Consider the following 16,687-nt stretch of genomic DNA (forward strand, 5'->3'; position numbering starts at 1 on the left):
TTACCTCTACCATTGTTGCACAAAACCACGTCCTAAACTTTCCTGTCCGCCGATTTGTAGAATGTCATTATCTGCTAATAACTGTTTAAAATCAGCTTGGGATTGTTGTCTGGTTCCATTAGCTTGAGAGGTAATACCCCAAGGAAAATACATTAAGGTGTCGGGGGGAATAGCTTCTTCGTAACGAAATCCTCCATCGACGGATTTATGCTCATCTAATTTAATTTTAACTTGTCTCCATAAACTCATTTGAATTAGAGTCGTGCAATGCTGATCGGGCAATACTAAGACTTTATTAATGCCACTGCTGACAGAGTTTTTGGGAATAAAACTTTGCCAATTTGACCAGTCTTTTAGATCATCGACCTTGAGAATGGCATCCTTGAGATAAACGTTGGTGTTGGCCTTTTTAAAACTACAGCTATATTCGGGGGGAATTGTCAGAGTAGGATTAGTTAATCTTGTCCAACGACGAAGAAGTAAAGGAGAAGTGATCCAGACGACACCGTGACTAAGGGAAGGGACGGGCAACCAGAGAATCGAACCATCTCCTATCCAGATGTCTCCCTGTTCCAAGTTTTCTGCACCTTTATCGATTTCATTACCGAATAACTTAAATTTTAGGTTTTCTTCGGTAGCTAAAGAACGGATTTTCCCGCGAATTGTACTGGAGGGAATATAGGGTAAAGTGGTATGGGATTCACGAGCAATACCCACTAGATTCCCCTCTTGAGTGGTTCCTCCTGTGTGTAGGGGAGAAAGTAGATAAAAGTGGATTAAGTTCATGATTAATTATTCTCCTTTATAGTTGATCCAAAGTAATTCTGAGTAGCCTAATTTGCCCCTATTCGCTTGTCCAAAAACAGCGATCAAATTTGATCCAAAGTAATTCCGAGTAGCCTAATTTGCGCCACCGTTGGTGATATTCGGGACTATCGGGCTGCTCTTGAAATAGGCGATCGGGTTGATTTAAATAGTATTGACTACCGGCGGGGGCCGCGAAGACTTGGGGCGCGGGAATGCTAGTATTTTCTTTTGATTGAATGCGGCAACTGATCGGGATAGCTCGATCGGTTGCGACACTGACTAGATTGCCCGGTTTCTGATTACTATTAACAGTATGGGCGAGTTTCCATTCCCAGGGCCAAGAGCGACAAATGGCTTGATTATTATCGTGACGGCGTTCAAAAATACCGGGGGTAACGAGATAGGCGATCGCTTTATTTATTTGTTTAAAGTTCTCCTCGGATTTTTGTTTTAATTCTTGCCATTGTTGACCTAAATTATCGCATTTTTCCAGTATAACTCGGTGTCCTTCTCCTCCTAACCGCAAAGTTGTGGGAGTGGGAATATTAACATCAATTCCGATCGCTATACTCCAACCGGGTAGCATTCGGATCGCTTTTTCCACAAAGTATCCATCGGCATCTTCTACCTGTTTACTTCCCGGTTTCATGGCATTATGGGAACGAATTTCTTCTTGCCAGGGTTTATCTTCTCCTTTGTGTTTTACTAACCAGCAAGGGTCGATCACTCCTGTTTTTAAATAATCGAGAATAACTTCACAAGGTAGATACTGACGATATTTACCTTCGTTCTCTTCTTCCTCTTGATTTTCTCGATTTTGGCAATTTTTGTGAGGTTTAGCCTTAGCTAAGGGGGCAGGTTTCGATCGATCCCAAAATATATGGTTTTCTGAAATCGTTAAATTATCACTCCAAGAAATAGGAATTAATGGGTCAGAATTGGCGAATCCTAAAGGACGGGGTAGATATAAAGTATCTCCAGCAAAAGATAGGAATGGACCGGTGATTTTAAAATAACTATTTTTAGAGCGATCTAGTAAAGCACTTAAAGCACCGGCGATCGTGTGACCGTTGGGGGGAAATGTACTTCCGGCCCAGGCTCTTTCTCCTGGACTAAAGGGTTTGGCATCGCGTAGGAGAAGAACATCTAGGGGAGTGATTGTGTACCAATACATTAAATGGAACCTCCGATCTTAATCTCTCTTTTTCGAGTCATAAAAGCCGCTAGTTTAAGCCAATTGTTGATAGTTTTATTGAGAACTTCTGGTGTGTTTTCTGTAGTTTGCCAAAGGCTATCTAGAAAGTTGCCAAGTTCTTTTTGAATCTGCTCTGTTTGTTCTTTTGATAAGTTCTCGCGACGGTTACAGAAGGCTTTTGTCCAGGGAAAAATCGCTTCTTGTACTGGTGCGGGATGTTGTTCCCAAATTGTCGCAGCTTGTTCAAAGATACTGGCATCTAAATCGAATTCTAAGAGTTTTTGCCATTGATAAAAAACATCAAACTTAGCTGTAGATTTTAGGATGTTTCCGTTGCCGTAGAGAACGCGCACTTGTACAGCATCTTTTTTGACTTTTTTGCCGTCAAAGCCTTTATAGGCGTGTTCCTTGGCTTTTTTCTCGGCTTCCCAGAGATTTTCTAGGGCGATAGCAAGGGGTACGGAATGATGAGCGATGACAATACCGAAACTGATAGTCGCCCGCTTTCCCATGGTAAATAGGGGACGTTTGGCGAGATTTTCGGGAGGTTTTTTGCCTTCCCATTGCCAATAGTCACCGGCGTTATTAAATTCCCCATGGGGGTCTTTTTCTCCCTTAAAACATTGCTGGATATCCCATAACCATTTATCCCATTCCCAGAGATTAGTATAGGCGAGAACATCATCACCGCCACCATAGATTAAGCGTCCTGCATAGCGTTGTTCGGTGAGGTAGGGAACGAGTTGATTAGAGAAGTCTAAAAGGGCGCGACTGAGGGCGCTATGGGTAGATGGTCCCATGCGTTTATCGAGGGTGACAAAATCGCCAAAAGCTTTCTGCACTTCTTTTTCTAGGGTATCGGTTTCTGTCGGGGGGTGATCGGCGTATTGATGAAGTGACTTAGGGATATATTCTCGATAGGGTTTCATTTTTTGGCCTTTTAACCATTCCCCCATTCCGTCACCATCTCCTGCGGCGATAACATACCAATCAGCCGGGTTATTGTTGGGATAGTTTTGGTCAATTAATTGGCTTAATTGATGGCGATAATTAGCCATTTCTTCATCGGTAATCTCTAGTTCTTCTACTAACCATCCCGCATTGAGAAATCGAGGGTGATAACGTTTATATTCTGGTTCGATGTGATCGTCAATGTAGGGGATTCCCCAGGGTTGGGTAAGTGCTGGGGGAATCTTTTTCCCGTCTTCTCTTAACCTACGCGAGATGGTGCGACAAGCGTGATGAAAATGGTCGAGATCACCGCCTGTTTTGAGATAACCGGCGACTCCCACGGTTAAATCGGGATAAGCGGCATCTAGACGCTTTTGGTCGCTATTTTTTAAGAGTTTTGGCAGGATTAGGTGTAATCCGCGTTTAACGGTTTCCGTGGCGTTGAGTTGTTCGATCCCATCGAATAATCCGGCATTTCGTTGCCAATATTCTTTGCTTGCTTTTTCGCTAATCCAATCGTTGTTACTATCGGGATGGACGACGGGGCCAAGTCCAGAAATGGTGGAACGGGGGCCGAAAGCGGTGGGAATCTGCCAATCGCGGGCGTTTTTGACAGCAGCAAGGGCGGAACGGTTTTGATCGAAAGCACTACTCCACCAAGAACCAACATTAGAACTAAAGGGATGTTTTTTCCATTTCTCAAGGCGTAGTTTTCCAGCTTTTTGCAGAAATTCCTGCTCTTTTTCTAAGAATAGAGCTTTTTTATCGTAGAGATTATAAAGTTCGTTTTGTTTATCTCGCCAGCTTTGCGCTTTTTCTGGGTCTTCGGCTTGATTTTCGTCGATATTTTCGTTTTCTTGGTAAATTTCGCTACTGGTGAGGAGTTGGTCTTCTCTACCGATGGGGACTCCCACATAATAGGTTTGCCATTGGGCATTTAACCAACTGTCCCAGGTACGACTATTTTCTTTTAATTTGGGCATCCAGTGACGTTCTCCCAATTCCTCGAAAACTTGCCGACTAATTTCTTTCCATTCTTTTAATAAACTAGATTTAGCGGTTTGCATGGCCGCTGCCACCTTATCTTTGGGCAAGACGAGGATAATAATGTTGGGAAATCCGGCGGTTAGTAATTGTCGATCGCTCGGTGGGTCGATCCAGGGTTTAAAATCGGGATATTTCTCTAGTAACCATCGATCGATTAAGGGTTGTGCGTAGAGAGAGGGATAGATCAAACTATCGGGGCCGTATTGTTGGGCCAGTTGCCAGCAGACTTGAGCAGATAGATAGTGCAGAATCCAAGAACCTGCCCAAAAATCGCGCATTTTGCGGCTGGCTTTGATTAGTTCTTGCACAGGGGAAAAGGTGAAACTAACGAGATAAGCGTGGGATAATTGTTTTCCTGTCGGCCATTTATTGACCACATCCTCGGAGGTGAGATCATATCCCGCTAGGGTCCCGGCGATGGCCGCCGTTAAACTGGCATGACTCCAGATCGATCCGTCCGGTATTCTGGTTTCGGCGGGCATTAAAAGCAGATTTTCGTCATCGAGTAATTTCGTCGCCGCTTGGGGAAGACAGCGCCATAACCACCAAAATAGCTCTTTAGCTTCGTTTTCTGAGATTCCTGTGCGTAATCTGGCGGGAATTTGGTTAAATAGTTGGTTTTCCTGTTCTTTTAAGTAATCTGTGCGGTTAGAAGCGATTTTCTTATGGGTTGTGTCGGCTAATTTGAGATCTAAGGGTTCTCCGGAGAGGAGGTGACGCAATTCTAGACCTGTTTCTCGATCGTAGTTAACGAATTGGGTTAAACTACCGATCGCCGATCGATCGCTGGCTGAGGTGATATAGTCAGCTAGTTTGATTTGTTTGAGAATTTTTTTAGTCGATTCTTCGGGGTTATGTTTTCCCCACAACTTCATTACTTCTAAATCTCTCCAGAAACTGTTATCACCGCGTCCTGAGTTGCTATGTAGGGCCTTGAAGACGGGATCGTGTAGTAGTCCCCAGATTTTCGCTTGCCAGTATCCTAGGGCCATAAACGCCTCAATTCCTTGCTGACCGATGTTCTCAGTATATCAATATGCCTTAGGAACCTCTAGAGATAACACGATATTTTGAAGATTTTTCTAAAAAGCTTCAAAAGCTTATCCCGTCTAAGTTTCTGGTGGTATGAATTTTTTACTATGATTATCGTCTGTTGGGGGAGAATATCGATCGACCAACATTTGCGCCGATCGCTGGTGTTTTTCCGCCATTTCTGGGGGAGAGAGAATCTGGGCCTGTTCGAGATAGCGCTGTACCCACCAGAGGAATTCTTCCAGGGAACGGGACGGGAGAGCGATGTGGTAATCGATCGAGTTAAGGATTTTCGTCTGCGGGTCGATCTGGGGATTTGTCAACTGCTGCCGGGGGTGACGTGCTTCTCCCTCCCGGATAAAGTAACTCACAGGATGAAAAAAGCGAACTTTAACGGTAATTAGGGTTAATTGTGCCGCTAATTCCAATTTTTGGGCCGCTAAATCCCCCAAATTCAAGCCCCAGCCATTTTTAATCAGTTTGTGGGCATTATTGAGGCTGTGGCGCTGTTCTTCGAGGGAGCGAGAGGGTTCTGGGAGGATTCGACAATGACCGGCGAAACGATTGAGGCGGCCGATGGCCAGACAGCCATCGGGATAGGTTTCATAGAGGAGATACCAGCCAATGTCACGGTAAATTAGCTGGAGGGGATAGATCGGGAAGGGCCCGGTAAATTTCTTTTGATAGGGATCGATCGGTCGGGCGATCTCGATTACCTCTCCCCGGACAATGGCCTGTTCTAGGGTGTCGATTTTCTCGTATAAAGTTTGGCGATATTTTCCCCGTTCCATCATCTCTTCCGGATCGGTATAGTTGATCGAGCGATCGAGTTGTTCCCGGACGGGATAGAGAAAGTCAGCCCGGGAGCCGAGTGTAAACCCTTGAAGACGGCGATCGAGTTGGTGATAGATCTGACGGATTCTCGGATCACCCTGATAGAGGGCCCGGGAGCGGAGTGCATCAAAGGCGATTTTAAGTTCGTCGGGACTCATAACGCCGGTGCCCAGATAATACCCCCAGCGATAGATGTGGCGATCGAGAATTTTGTAATCCCGTAGGGTCGTTATGTCTTTTCTCAGGGTGGCAATGGAGGGATATTCCGCAGGCCAACCGAGGGCGAGGGTGGCGGCGAGTTCTCTCACCCGTTCCTGTACTTCCGTTAATGCGTTGTGATCTTTCCCCGAATGGTAATTTTCCGAGGGATCAAGGGTTTGATAACCGACTCCGGGGTGTCGGACGAGGGTGGCGATCAGGAGCATAAGTCGCTGGAACTCGCGACTATCTCGTTCACGCAGTGTTCTTTCCCTAGGGGATTTGGGGTGCTGAGTCATACAGATGCAATCGGTTCAGTCAAGGGGAAAGCCGATATAAATTTACCTCACCCCGAGGGCTAGAAAATCCGATCAGGACTGGAAAAATCAGCCCCTCGATCGAGGGGTTAAATTATTGGCTTTTTAGGGTATCATCGACTAGCGACCGACAGGGGTGGGAGCAGATAACCTCGGTTTCCGGTAAAATCCCTCGATCTACCACAGGATAAGGGTTTTGTGGTTTATGGGGTTGACTGTGCGACCGTATCTAGCTATAATTAACTTATCCGTCGCAACTGGCTTCCGAACCCCAATCCTGTTCGGACGTTTGCCTACCGGCTCTCTCTACTCGCTAGAGAAATTAATTGAATGGAAACTAACTAACCTTGCCCATGACTCGCACTGGCAAAAGTAAACTCTCTACTCGCTAGAGAAATTAATTGAATGGAAACACAGTTAGGGTGTAGCCGTCGGGTAGTCGCTTAATTGCCTCTCTACTCGCTAGAGAAATTAATTGAATGGAAACTAGGTTTTCGGCTATTACCGAGGTATCGAGTTCTTGAAACTCTCTACTCGCTAGAGAAATTAATTGAATGGAAACTACAAGCCAAAATACCGCAATGCCGCCAGTCCTTGCTCTCTACTCGCGCTTAGAAATTAATTGAATGGAAACCCGTTAAAATGAGCGTTATTTTTACAATAAGCGTTGTAACTCTCTACTCGCTAGAGAAATTAATTGAATGGAAACATTCTCCGATTAATAGTTGACGATTTTTAGCCTTAGACTCTCTACTCGCTAGAGAAATTAATTGAATGGAAACGATTCGTACCATTCGCGCATTAACTTGGAAGTTTCTTCCTCTCTACTCGCTAGAGAAATTAATTGAATGGAAACATCTCTATACCGTTAGCATCGGCGAAGTCATTGATACTCTCTACTCGCTAGAGAAATTAATTGAATGGAAACCAATTAGGATTATCCGTGCATTCTTTATAGATTTGCAGCCTCTCTACTCGCTAGAGAAATTAATTGAATGGAAACTTGACAGTGCTTCTGAAGTGCAGACCTTTTATATTGCTCTCTACTCGCTAGAGAAATTAATTGAATGGAAACCCATTATCCGTAGAATGCTGTTGCTTTATGTCTTTTCTCTCTACTCGCTAGAGAAATTAATTGAATGGAAACGGGGGAGTAAAATCATAATCTTCGGCCGCTTCTAAGGCTCTCTACTCGCTAGAGAAATTAATTGAATGGAAACGAATATTCGCACCGGATAGCTATCCGATCAAATTCTATTTGCTCTCTACTCGCGCTTAGAAATTAATTGAATGGAAACTGCAAATTCCAATAATTCATCGGTTGCCTGTTTGATATCTCTCTACTCGCTAGAGAAATTAATTGAATGGAAACAATAACTTTTGTTTAGATTCCTGCGTCAATTTGTTCTCTCTACTCGCACTTAGAAATTAATTGAATGGAAACTTCCTAGTTTGGTAGGGTTGATTCATGAATCAACCCTACTTTCTCTCTACTCGCACTTAGAAATTAATTGAATCTCCCCCAATCCCTTTCCTGTTGACCCTTGCAAAAGTGCCTCATTTCAATAGGCAATTTAAATGCCCGGGCAGCTTATTCTATATGGTAATGTTTAATTGTATTCCCACAAAAGTTGCTTATGTCCTTACCTGAACTCCCTCTTCATCTTCAATTAACCCAAATGGTTTCGGGTTACTGGCTATCTCAGGCCATCTATGCTGCGGCTAAATTGAGTCTAGCCGAGCATTTAAGCAAAGGAGCGAAATCCTGTCAAGATTTGGCCTCCCTAACTGAGACTAATCCTGCTGCTTTATACCGACTGATGAGAGCATTAGCTAGTGTGGGAATTTTTCAAGAAACTGAATCTCAACAGTTTATACTAACTCCCTTAGCCGAACATTTATCTAGTGACCATCCCCGGTCAGTAAAAGCGACAGCAATTATGTTAGGAGAAGCCCCCCATTATCAAGCCTGGGGAAATGTGTTACATAGTATTAAAACGGGACAACCATCTTTTGATGATGTCTTTGGGATGGGAGTCTTTGAATATTTTCAAACTCATCCGCTAGATGCAGAGATTTTTGAACAGTCGATGAATAGTTTTTCTTTTTCGGAGGAGAAGGCTATTTTAGCTGTGTATAATTTCTCGGAATTTCAAACCCTAGTAGATGTAGGTGGGGGATACGGTGAGATGTTGGGGACAATCCTAGAGCAATATCCCCACCTCAAAGGAATTCTTTTTGATGAAGAATATGTAATTTCCCATTGTCAACCCACTTTAGAAAAACACGGCATTGTCGATCGTTGTCAAACCGTTGGCGGTAATTTTTTTGAATCCGTACCCCTGGGAGGAGATGGCTATTTATTAAAACATATTATTCATGATTGGGATGATCGACGAGCGATTGCTATTTTGAAAAACTGTTGTCAAGCTTTAGATAGCAATGGGAAAGTTTTAGTCTTGGAAATGGTTGTTCCTGCGGGTAATAATCCTTCTGCTGCTAAAATGTTAGACTTGAATATGTTAGTTATGTTTCCAGGAGGTAAAGAAAGAACCGCAGAAGAATTTGAGGAATTGTTGAGCCAAGCGGGTTTAAAATTAAATCAAATTATTCCGACTCAAGAAGATATTTGTATTATTGAATGCGTTAAAAAATAAGTCAACGAGATCAGGCGCAGGTTGTAGGTTCCTTGCGCCTCTACAGGGTTCTTTCTACTCTTCTCGACTTTCTGTGATCATCAGTCCCCCCCTTCCCTGATGGGTTATACAAGAGCTATAACCTCTGGAAATGCGTTGCAAGGGAGATCCTTGCAACGAGGTGGAAACGAGAAGAACCCTTTACTGATTAATTTTTCACAAAAGTAAATTTACCATTCTTACCATCGGCATCCATTTTAATTTGTGCCACGGAGAATTTATCCTGAATGATTTCCCCTTCGGGAGTAAAAGCAATATCTCCCAGGACAGTGACATACTTACCCGCTAAAATCTCCTGATTTAATTGTTGGCGAATTTGTTCGAGGGAAAGTGTACTGAGTTTATTTTTATCATCTACCCGTTTTAATGCCTCGACAAAAACTTGAATTCCCGTAAAAGCTTGAGCGGTAAATTGGGGGGGTGCTTTTTTATTTTCTGCTGTATAAGCGGCGACAAAATCCCGATTAATAGGATTATCTAATTCCGGGTTATAAGCTTGAGCAATGATAATGCCATCACATTGAGCTTGACAAACCGGGAAAATATTAGAAGTATTTAAACCGTTGCCACCAATAATTAATCCCTGATAGCCCAATTGTCGCAACTGTTTGACTAAATTGCCCCCGTCAGCAACTAACCCAGAAATAACCACTAAATCCGGTTTAATATTAATAGCGGCGGTGGCTTGGTTTTGAAAATCTGTATCGGTGGTTTGGAATTTCTGCACGGTGACAATATCAAGATTTAAACTCTTCAGGGTTTCTTGAAAAGTTTCCGTTTCCGATTTACTAAAAGCATCATTTTGGGCAAAAAAGACAGCCACTTTTTTAATCTTGGGATCGATTTTTAAAGCGGTTTTAACCGCATTGGGAGCGACCACAGCCACAGGAGCGGACACCCTACCCACATATTCACCGATCTGGGGGATACCTTTAGCCGTGTTAGAGGGGCCGAGAATGGGAACTTTGGCTCGATCGGCGATCGGACTAGCGGCAAAAGCTTGCTGGGACAGGGACGGACCAAGAATACCCACCACCTTATCTTGAGTGATTAGGGTATTAATGGCGTTGATCGCCCCCTGTTCATCCCCGGCCACATCCTGGATAATAACTTTAATCGGTGTTCCATTGACTCCGCCCTTTTTGTTAAAATATGTTTCAGCCATCTTGACACCGATCACCTGTTCCTGTCCCAATAGGGCGAGATTACTGGTTTGAGCTAAAGCTGCACCAATGGGAATAGCAGCAGTGGCTGCGTTTTCTGCGGGACTGGGGTTAGTTTGACTGGTGGGAGTGACGGAATTGCAGGCCACCACTAGACCGAAAGTGACTAGGGATAGTATTAAGGGGATTAATAAACGTTTTCTGAGCATCTTAACTCTCCAGGGACTGATATTGTTGATGACACTATTATTTCGCTAATCGGGTTGATTTCAGCGATAATTCTCGACGCGATCAAACAGGATTTTGCTCCCTTAGCACCCTTTCTTTCCGCTAATTTTGTCGATTAACCCCCCCGTGTCACCTCCGTTTTCAGAAAAACGATTTGCCTTTTCTGGTTCTGTCGCCTAACCTAGTAGTTAGGGAATCTATTATCGCCTTTCCCGTTCACAAACCCCAGCAAGCGAAAACATCCATTTAAGATTATGACTAACCCGGTTATTCACGCCTTTTTCCTCGGACGAGCGATCGCTGAATTGGTCAGTGAACAGCTAGAAGATGCGTTTACCAACGCTTTAAGCGAATTAGGCAAATTTGATGCCGAACAACGGGAAAACCTGCGGCAATTCGTCGAAGAAGTGCAAATGAGAGCCGATCGAGCCATGGAAAAGGGAGTATATACTGAGACAGACTCCAGTGGTTCCTCCAGTGCCGATGTGCAGGAAAACATCGACGAAATGCGCGCCGAAATCGCCCAATTGCGCTCGGAACTAAAAAACTACCGTAATTAACCAAAAACCCTCTTTTAGTCGCTTTAAAGCCCCAAAAATTGCGTGTCAGCCCTTCTACCCGTCCCCGTTACCCCAGAGTTAAACCCAGCAATGCCGGCCCTCCAAGTCGCCAAAAATAGCTATCGTTGGAATCAAGAAAACTATTCCATCAATCGTCGTCGTCTAGATATTTGGCGATTCGTTCTGACTGTACTTTATCAATTCTGGCTCAACGGTAAAAAATGGAGCTATAACGGCGGCTATAGCGAGGAAAAACTCGCCAGCAGACGCAGAAAACAGGCTGCTTGGATTCGGGAAACCATGCTAGAATTGGGACCCACTTTTATTAAAGTCGGTCAACTGTTCTCCACCCGGGCCGATCTTTTTCCCCTCGAATATGTGGAAGAACTCTCGAAACTACAGGATCAGGTTCCCGCATTTACCTACGAACAGGCCAGCAAAATTATCGAGGTATCCCTCGGTAAACCCCTCAATCAACTCTTTAAAAGCTTTGATCCTATTCCCCTGGCAGCCGCTAGTTTAGGGCAAGTTCACCGGGCCCAACTGAAGACCGGGGAAGATGTGGTGGTCAAAGTCCAACGTCCCGGATTGAAAAAATTATTTAGTATCGATCTGGCTATCCTGAAAAAAATCGCCCAATACTTCCAAAATCATCCCAAATGGGGTAAAGGTCGCGATTGGACGGGTATTTATGAAGAATGCTGTAAAATTCTCTGGGAAGAAACGGATTATCTCAACGAAGGTCGTAACGCTGACACTTTTCGCCGTAATTTTCGCGGGGAAGATTGGGTGAAAGTACCAAAAGTCTATTGGCGCTACACCGCTCCCCGGGTTTTAACCCTAGAATACCTCCCCGGCATCAAAATCAGTCATTATGAAGCCCTAGAAGCGGCCGGACTCGATCGCAAATTGTTGGCTAAACTAGGGGCAAAAGCCTATCTCATTCAACTACTCAATAACGGCTTTTTTCACGCAGATCCTCACCCTGGCAATATCGCCGTTGATAGTGATGGCTCCTTGATTTTCTACGATTTCGGCATGATGGGACAAATTAAAACCAACGTGCGCGAAAAATTAATGCAGACTCTCTTGGGAATTGCCCAAAAAGATGCCGATCGCGTGGTCACTTCTCTGGTAGATTTAGGAGCATTAACTGCTAATGGTGATATGGGAGCAGTGCGGCGATCGATCCAGTATATGCTCGATAACTTCATGGATAAACCCTTTGAGGAGCAATCCGTGGCCGCTATCAGCGATGATCTTTATGAAATCGCCTACGATCAGCCTTTTCGCTTTCCCGCTACCTTTACCTTCGTCATGCGAGCATTTTCTACCCTGGAAGGGGTAGGCAAAGGACTCGATCCTGAATTTAACTTTATGGAAGTGGCCCAACCTTTTGCCCTGCAATTAGTAAATGATATGACAGGAAATAATGGCAGTAATATCCTCGATGAGTTAGGACGACAAGCAGCCCAAGTGAGCAGCACCGCCCTGAGTTTACCCCGACGCATCGATGATACGATCGAAAAATTAGAACGGGGTGATATCCGTGTCCGGGTACGTTCCAGCGAATCCGATCGACTTTTGCGGCGATTGGGTATGATTCAAATGGGAACCAACTATACTTTACTGATCAGTGCTTTACTTATCTCAGCGACGCTTCTATTTGTCAATGGTTTTGGTTGGTTAACTTTAGTACCGATGGCGATTTCCCTGCTGCCGGGGATAGCTCTTCTGAGACTTTGGCAGAAAATTCAACGTCAGGATCGGATGATGTAATTGATCGCAGGATAATAAATATTATGTTAGCAGCAGAAATTTCGATGAACAATCTTTCTTGTGGAGGAATGACCGATCCCGGTGTAGTGCGATCGGTTAATCAGGATAGTTATTATATCGACCCCGAGCAGCGCTTTTTTATCGTTGCTGATGGTATGGGGGGTCATGCGGGGGGCGAGGAAGCTAGTCAAATCGCCACTAAAACTATCCAAGCTCATCTAGAAGAACACTGGAATTCTGACCTTGCTGCCGGGGAATTGCTGCAGGAGGCAATTACTGCCGCTAACGAGAAGATTATTGAAGATCAACTGAAAAATCCCGAAAGACAGGACATGGGGACAACTCTAGTCATGGCCATCGTCCGAGATGATGGCTCTTGGTACACCCATATTGGTGATTCCCGTCTCTATCGCTTTCGTGAGCAAAAATTAGAACAGGTGACGGAAGATCATACTTGGATAGCTAGGGCGATAAAAATGGGGGATCTGTCCAAAGAAGAGGCGAAAAACCACCCTTGGCGGCACGTTTTATTTCAATGTCTTGGTCGTCGCGATTTGCCCCCAGTGACGGTATCTCCCCTCGATCTGCAATCCGGCGATAGTTTGATTCTCTGTAGTGATGGTTTGACGGAAGAAGTGTCCGACGAGGAAATTAGCGATTATTTGCAAACCGGTGCCGATTGTCAGGAAATTGTCGAGAATTTAGTGGCAGCGGCCAAAGAAGCCGGCGGTTCTGATAATATCACCGTGGTCATGGTCAGCTGTTGACTATCTAGGGTTTGCGGCAAAAAGTTTCTCGTGGGGGCAGGGTGTGGGGTGTAGGGTGTAGGGTGTAGGGAAGAATAAATAAAAATAATCTCCTGCCGAGAAAACGGGTTTCTCCGAGAAACCCGTTTTCTGTGCGTTACTCAACGGATTTAGTATTACTCGATCGCTCCTGCTTGTTGTAATAAAGAAACGATCGCCTGATGGTGATTAAATTTAGCTAACATTAAAGCGGTCATTCCCCCTTGATTTTTCTGATCTAAGTTCACTTTTCCCCCGTCTAACAAAACTTTAACCGTGTCGAGACAACCGTGATAACTGGCCGACATTAAAGGGGAAGCGCCGCTAAAATCGAGTTTATTGACATCAGCACCGATAGCGATTAACCGGCGCACCAGTTGACTATTATTGCCCTCACAAGCTTTCATGAGGACGGTTTGGCCATCGGGATAAACGGCGTTGGCATTAGCCCCGTAGTCGAGGAGATAACGGCAGATGCCCGTAAATTGGCCCTGTAGAGCTAGAGTTAACGGTGTTTCTCCCTGCTGAGTTAGGTTAGGATCCGCCCCCTGTTTTAACAATTCTAAAACGATCGCTTCGTATCCTTGCATCGTGGCGATGAGCAAGGGTGTATCACCAAAATGGTTACGGTGATTGACAAAAGCGCCGGCTTGTAGTAAGGCCTGGACGATCTCTAGATGTCCTTCGATCGTTGCTAAATGCAGGGCCGTTTCTCCGGCCTGATTTTGATTGTCAATACTAGCCCCCTGAGCGAGTAAAAGTCGGACAATATGGAAATATCCCTCAGCAGCGGCGATCATCAGGGCAGTTTCTCCCTCCTCCGTGCTAATATTCGGATTGGCTCCCGCTTGCAGTAAAGTTTGTACGCTGCCGAGATTTCCCCTCTCTACAGCCAAAATTAGGGGAGTTTCCCCAGATAAAGTGGCAGCATCGAGGGGCATACCACGGTTAATAAACAATTCGAGGATTTCTGGGCGATTAGCGGTGAGAGCCTGTAACCAAGCTTCTTGACAGATTTCTTCATCTACACCACGATCGAGCAGTAAACGGACAATTGCGGCGTAATTTTGGCTAATAGCTACAGATAAAGCCGTATCTCCATCTCGATCGCGCATATTGACCCGAGCGCCGGCGGTTAATAACTGTTCTGCGATCGCTGTATGACCCTGATAAGCGGCAATAATTAGTGCAGGCGTACCATCTTGATTGACCTGATTGATATTAGCACCGGCAGCGATTAATTGAGCGAGGATTTCACCGCGATTGAGGGCAGCCGCTAACATCAGCGGGCTTAAACCTTGGGGTTGTTTACTTTTGTGGATATCAGCCCCAAATTCTCGCAAAATTGCCACAATTTCCCGATGCCCCCCCTGCACGGCATAGATTAAAGCCGTAGTATTTTGGGCATCAGTGGCGTTGACATTTGCCCCCTGACTTAGTAAAGCTTGAACTCGCGCCAGATTGCCCTGACGCGCCGCTTGCATTAACAAGATATCCCAATTAGAAGCCATTAACAGTGACCGCTCGGCAGAAGGTATTTTTTTCTATTATCGATCTTTTTAGACAGGTAAACGGACTTAAAAACTGGCGTTGTCAAATTGAAAGATAGTCCGAATCAGCCCGGAACTGAAATTACTTTGATAGCAAGGATTGCATGGCATCTTTCCTATTCTGATCTGACAACGCCTAAAAACTACTACCCCGTTCGCTAAAATTAATCCCATTGCCCACTTGCCACGGGCCACTTCCCCACCGGAAAATTAATTCTACTGATTTGCCAAGATCTGGTCATCGATCGCCAAGTCTATTTTTTGCTGATTGCGACCAGAAGCGAGATAATCATTCTGGAAGGAGTCTTTTAAACCACTGACTAGATCATATTCTGGCTGCCAGTTTAACTCACGGATGGCTTTATTAATATCAGCGTAGAAATGTTGAACCCGCAGGGGGAAAGGTTTCTTTTTGCCGAAGTCAAATTTTTGGGGGTTATAGTTAACAATCTCGATTTCCTCGGCATTTTTTCCCATGGCTGCCGCGCAAGCTTTCGCTAAACCGTTAAAAGTTACATAGCGATCGCCTGAAATATTATACACTTGACCAATAGCCTGAGAATTACCCAATACTGCGGCCATGGACTTAGCTAGATCGACAACGTGACCAAATTGGGTAAAATGTTCCCCATGACCAGGTATAGGAATAGGACGATTACGAACTAAACGGTCAAAAAACCAAGCTTCTAGGTCATTATAGTTGCCCGGTCCGTAGATATAAACCGGACGGATGGAAGTCCAGGGTAAACCCATCTCGCTTAAATAGTTTTCTGTCTCGTGTTTTCCCTTGTGGCGACTTTTGGCATCTAGTTTATCCCCTTCTTTATGGGGCATTTGGTCGGATTTTAGATAAACCCCCGCCGAGCTAACATAGACGAAATGCCCGATTCTGTCCTTAAAAATTTGGACGAGGGGCTGAGTATCCCTTAATTCTCTGCCATTATTATCGAAAATTGCCTCAAAACTCTCATTTTTAAGCTTTTCTTGCAGTTGCTCTGGGTCAGTGCGATCGCCATGAATCTGTCGTACTCCCGCAACTGGGGCGGGTTTATTGCCACGATTGAATAATACCACCTCATGACCCTGTTCTACTAACACTTTAGTCAAAGAAACACCGATAAATCGGGTTCCACCCATAATTAAAATTTTCATCAGTCGCCATTGTCAATATCAAGGTTATATTATCCGTTCTGTTAAACTTACTCAAATCTACTCATGAGCAAATTTGACGTTAACTTCCTGCTTCACTGTAGTAGTGTCGGCACTATCTACTCCACAAGCTGACACGGTGGAACTCACCGCCAAAGAAGCTAGATTTAGACTAGCGTTCAAGTCTCGACCGCAAACTACATGGCATTGCTCACACTCAAAAACTCTTTCAGTTAAAGATAGAGACTCTTTTTTGTACCCACAATTGGAACAGGTTTTACTGCTAGGAAACCACCTATCGGCTATGATTAATTCCGAACCATACAACTGAGTTTTATAATCAAGTTGTCTTCGGAACTCGTAAAAACCCATATCCTGAACGGCTTTAGCTAATTT

12 protein-coding genes and 1 CRISPR repeat array are annotated in these 16,687 nt (G+C 44.6%); of the genes, 4 read left to right on the forward strand and 8 right to left on the reverse strand.

Going from position 1 to position 16,687, the window contains the following annotated elements; genetic code table 11:
- Nucleotides 1-6 precede the first annotated feature (6 nt).
- From cmr4 to H6F92_RS13215, 4 genes are all read right to left on the reverse strand, one after another.
- On the reverse strand, nt 7-786 hold the full coding sequence (cmr4, locus tag H6F92_RS13200; protein ID WP_190358206.1) for a type III-B CRISPR module RAMP protein Cmr4: 780 nt from the start codon (nt 784-786) through the stop codon (nt 7-9).
- 58 nt (nt 787-844) lie between these two features.
- On the reverse strand, nt 845-1,981 hold the full coding sequence (locus H6F92_RS13205; protein ID WP_190358208.1) for a type III-B CRISPR module-associated Cmr3 family protein: 1,137 nt from the start codon (nt 1,979-1,981) through the stop codon (nt 845-847).
- Nucleotides 1,981-4,992 carry a type III-B CRISPR-associated protein Cas10/Cmr2 gene (gene cas10, locus H6F92_RS13210; protein WP_190358210.1) on the reverse strand — a complete coding sequence of 1,004 codons (3,012 nt, stop codon included), beginning with the start codon at nt 4,990-4,992 and terminating at the stop codon, nt 1,981-1,983. Before cas10 ends, H6F92_RS13205 begins: the two co-directional genes overlap by 1 nt.
- Nucleotides 4,993-5,109: 117 nt before the next feature.
- Nucleotides 5,110-6,363, reverse strand: coding sequence for a helix-turn-helix transcriptional regulator (locus H6F92_RS13215; protein WP_190358212.1), 1,254 nt, complete (start codon nt 6,361-6,363; stop codon nt 5,110-5,112).
- Nucleotides 6,364-7,054: 691 nt separating this feature from the next.
- A CRISPR array of direct repeats spans nt 7,055-7,601; the repeat unit is 36 nt; unit sequence CTCTCTACTCGCTAGAGAAATTAATTGAATGGAAAC.
- 417 nt (nt 7,602-8,018) lie between these two features.
- Between H6F92_RS13215 and H6F92_RS13220 the strand changes: the two genes are divergently transcribed.
- Nucleotides 8,019-9,038 carry a methyltransferase gene (locus H6F92_RS13220; protein WP_190358214.1) on the forward strand — a complete coding sequence of 340 codons (1,020 nt, stop codon included), beginning with the start codon at nt 8,019-8,021 and terminating at the stop codon, nt 9,036-9,038.
- Nucleotides 9,039-9,225: 187 nt separating this feature from the next.
- Here H6F92_RS13220 and H6F92_RS13225 read toward each other — a convergent pair whose 3' ends face one another.
- Nucleotides 9,226-10,449: an ABC transporter substrate-binding protein gene (locus H6F92_RS13225; RefSeq protein WP_190358217.1), complete on the reverse strand. Its 1,224-nt coding sequence runs from the start codon at nt 10,447-10,449 to the stop codon at nt 9,226-9,228.
- Between the two features lie 273 nt (nt 10,450-10,722).
- Here H6F92_RS13225 and H6F92_RS13230 point away from each other — a divergent pair, with 273 nt between their 5' ends.
- The 3 genes from H6F92_RS13230 to H6F92_RS13240 all read left to right on the forward strand — a co-directional run bounded on the left by H6F92_RS13230 (nt 10,723) and on the right by H6F92_RS13240 (nt 13,574).
- Entirely contained in the window at nt 10,723-11,028 is a 306-nt protein-coding gene (locus H6F92_RS13230) for a DUF6825 family protein (RefSeq protein ID WP_190358218.1), read from the forward strand.
- A gap of 90 nt (nt 11,029-11,118) precedes the next feature.
- Nucleotides 11,119-12,807 carry an ABC1 kinase family protein gene (locus H6F92_RS13235; RefSeq protein WP_190358226.1) on the forward strand — a complete coding sequence of 563 codons (1,689 nt, stop codon included), beginning with the start codon at nt 11,119-11,121 and terminating at the stop codon, nt 12,805-12,807.
- A gap of 44 nt (nt 12,808-12,851) precedes the next feature.
- On the forward strand, nt 12,852-13,574 hold the full coding sequence (locus tag H6F92_RS13240) for a Stp1/IreP family PP2C-type Ser/Thr phosphatase (protein WP_190358228.1): 723 nt from the start codon (nt 12,852-12,854) through the stop codon (nt 13,572-13,574).
- A gap of 155 nt (nt 13,575-13,729) precedes the next feature.
- On the opposite strand, the gene H6F92_RS13245 is transcribed toward H6F92_RS13240, so the two are convergent.
- The 3 genes from H6F92_RS13245 to H6F92_RS13255 all read right to left on the reverse strand — a co-directional run.
- Entirely contained in the window at nt 13,730-15,103 is a 1,374-nt protein-coding gene (locus H6F92_RS13245) for an ankyrin repeat domain-containing protein (protein ID WP_190358220.1), read from the reverse strand.
- A 255-nt stretch (nt 15,104-15,358) separates the two neighbouring features.
- A complete protein-coding gene (locus H6F92_RS13250) occupies nt 15,359-16,294 on the reverse strand; it encodes an NAD-dependent epimerase/dehydratase family protein (protein WP_190358222.1) in 936 nt (311 codons plus the stop codon).
- A gap of 57 nt (nt 16,295-16,351) precedes the next feature.
- Nucleotides 16,352-16,687 (reverse strand): RNA-guided endonuclease InsQ/TnpB family protein (locus H6F92_RS13255; RefSeq protein WP_190358224.1); only part of this gene is annotated, 336 nt, incomplete at its 5' end.

Source organism: Microcystis wesenbergii FACHB-1317 (genome assembly GCF_014696875.1).
Classification (GTDB): Bacteria; Cyanobacteriota; Cyanobacteriia; order Cyanobacteriales; family Microcystaceae; genus Microcystis; species Microcystis wesenbergii_A.

Coding starts and splice junctions, on each gene's coding strand:
- cas10 (WP_190358210.1), bottom strand. CDS start 4,992: ATGGCCCTAGGATACTGGCAAGCGAAAATCTGGGGACTACTACACGAT.
- H6F92_RS13225 (WP_190358217.1), bottom strand. CDS start 10,449: ATGCTCAGAAAACGTTTATTAATCCCCTTAATACTATCCCTAGTCACT.
- H6F92_RS13235 (WP_190358226.1), top strand. CDS start 11,119: ATGCCGGCCCTCCAAGTCGCCAAAAATAGCTATCGTTGGAATCAAGAA.
- H6F92_RS13240 (WP_190358228.1), top strand. CDS start 12,852: ATGAACAATCTTTCTTGTGGAGGAATGACCGATCCCGGTGTAGTGCGA.
- H6F92_RS13220 (WP_190358214.1), top strand. CDS start 8,019: ATGTCCTTACCTGAACTCCCTCTTCATCTTCAATTAACCCAAATGGTT.
- H6F92_RS13230 (WP_190358218.1), top strand. CDS start 10,723: ATGACTAACCCGGTTATTCACGCCTTTTTCCTCGGACGAGCGATCGCT.
- H6F92_RS13205 (WP_190358208.1), bottom strand. CDS start 1,981: ATGTATTGGTACACAATCACTCCCCTAGATGTTCTTCTCCTACGCGAT.
- H6F92_RS13250 (WP_190358222.1), bottom strand. CDS start 16,294: ATGAAAATTTTAATTATGGGTGGAACCCGATTTATCGGTGTTTCTTTG.
- cmr4 (WP_190358206.1), bottom strand. CDS start 786: ATGAACTTAATCCACTTTTATCTACTTTCTCCCCTACACACAGGAGGA.
- H6F92_RS13215 (WP_190358212.1), bottom strand. CDS start 6,363: ATGACTCAGCACCCCAAATCCCCTAGGGAAAGAACACTGCGTGAACGA.
- H6F92_RS13245 (WP_190358220.1), bottom strand. CDS start 15,103: ATGGCTTCTAATTGGGATATCTTGTTAATGCAAGCGGCGCGTCAGGGC.